Here is a 672-nt window from a genome sequence, read left to right as displayed (position 1 = left end):
TAAGAAAATTCGAATGTATGTTACAGCTGTATGAGGAAAGGTTTTTGATTTAATAGGGAAAAAATAATATAGACCTGCGGTAGTATGTCAACTGAAAAACAAAAGAATCTTTAGTTATCAAAGACCTATTTGCTTAAAAAAGACATCACGAAACTAAACCAGTAATATATGTAATTTACTGGAAATTAATTGAAAGGTAGCGATGACAAGTTTTATGTCACACTTTCACGCACCTTTCTGGCGTAAAGAGTTGGTGACTACGTAGTAGCGCATCCACCATTCAAAGGGCTGTTCGCTCTTCCTATCGTTTGGATAAGGTCGTAGAAGACTCAATCGATGTTCTTTTAGGAACGTCAATTGCGGTTATTCGTACCTATCAACAGCAAATCAAAGAAATAGAAAAATCCATTAAGCGAATCATGGCTGGATTAACGCAAACACTCGAATCCATTCCTGGAATTGGACCTGTATTCGCCGCTGGTATTATCGCTGAGATTGGTCAAATCGAAAGATTTGATGATGAAACCAAGGTAGCAAAATATGCCGGATTATATTGGCGTACGCACCAATCTGGTCGATTCACCGCAGAAAACACTTCATTATCCCGTAATGGAAATCATTACTTGCGGTATTACTTAGTTGAAGCCGCCAACTCTGTAAGAAGGCATGTAT

At 38.1% G+C, this 672-nt stretch carries 1 pseudogene; it reads left to right on the top strand.

Annotated features, from left to right (window positions below):
• Positions 1-269: 269 nt before the first annotated feature.
• Positions 270-672 (top strand): annotated as a pseudogene (locus tag ACCC84_RS23845) (transposase); the annotation flags it as partial.

Origin of the sequence: Serratia odorifera, from assembly GCF_041448735.1 — a bacterium.
Taxonomy (GTDB): Bacteria; Pseudomonadota; Gammaproteobacteria; order Enterobacterales; family Enterobacteriaceae; genus Serratia_F; species Serratia_F odorifera.
This window is presented reverse-complemented; position numbering and strand designations above follow the sequence as displayed.